This window comes from Dubosiella newyorkensis (genome assembly GCF_001945605.1).
In the GTDB taxonomy this organism is placed as follows: domain Bacteria; phylum Bacillota_I; class Bacilli_A; order Erysipelotrichales; family Erysipelotrichaceae; genus Dubosiella; species Dubosiella newyorkensis.
The window spans coordinates 1-589 of the sequence record NZ_MPKA01000137.1 but is presented as its reverse complement, the minus strand read 5'-3'; the positions used below and the strand labels follow the sequence as shown (position 1 = coordinate 589).

Below are 589 nucleotides of genomic sequence, written 5' to 3'. Positions count from 1 at the left end.
AGCTTGATTGGAAAGAGGATATGAACTTCAAGCTCAAAAACGGAGAAACGATCCATATCAATGTCTTTTCCCTGGTCTACTCGTATTCCCGTTTCAAGGTCTTCTATCTTTCCTTGAGCCGGAAAAGGGATGTTCTTCTCCATCTTCTCGATCAGGCGTTCGAAAGGAAAAGTCAATGCCAGATTCGAGCAGTTCGCCAAAGACTACGGATTCGAAACGAAGCCGTGCACAGCGGGGCATCCATGGAGCAAGGGAAAGGTGGAAAATCCGATGAAGGCGCTGGATGAATTGTTTGCCTACAACGGAAAGCTCGATCTTTACGGATTGTGTCTGAAATTGAAAGAAATCAACGAAAGGCTGAATGCCTCTGTCCATACCACGACCGGAAAGATCCCCATTCTGCATATGGAAAAAGAAAAAGATTTGGTACTATGTCAAGTTTGAGGACAATCTAAATTTCTGTTTTTGACAAATCCGAAAAAATTTGTTCCGCTTTCCATTGACTACGGGTCCCTATCCCTAAGAACCCATTTCTTGTTGCTTTTCAAACTCCCAGCTCTTGCTGCGGCTTGAAAAGCCCCAAGCTTAT

Annotated in this window: 1 protein-coding gene and 1 pseudogene; both read left to right on the top strand. The window is 44.1% G+C overall.

The window, feature by feature from the left end; translation table 11 throughout:
- Window positions 1–287: pseudogene (locus BO225_RS12820) on the top strand (hypothetical protein); the annotation flags it as partial.
- Window positions 271–444, top strand: a complete 174-nt coding sequence (locus tag BO225_RS12815) for a hypothetical protein (RefSeq protein ID WP_233120334.1) — start codon at window positions 271–273, stop codon at window positions 442–444. The pseudogene BO225_RS12820 and the gene BO225_RS12815, both read left to right, overlap by 17 nt.
- Window positions 445–589 lie beyond the last annotated feature (145 nt).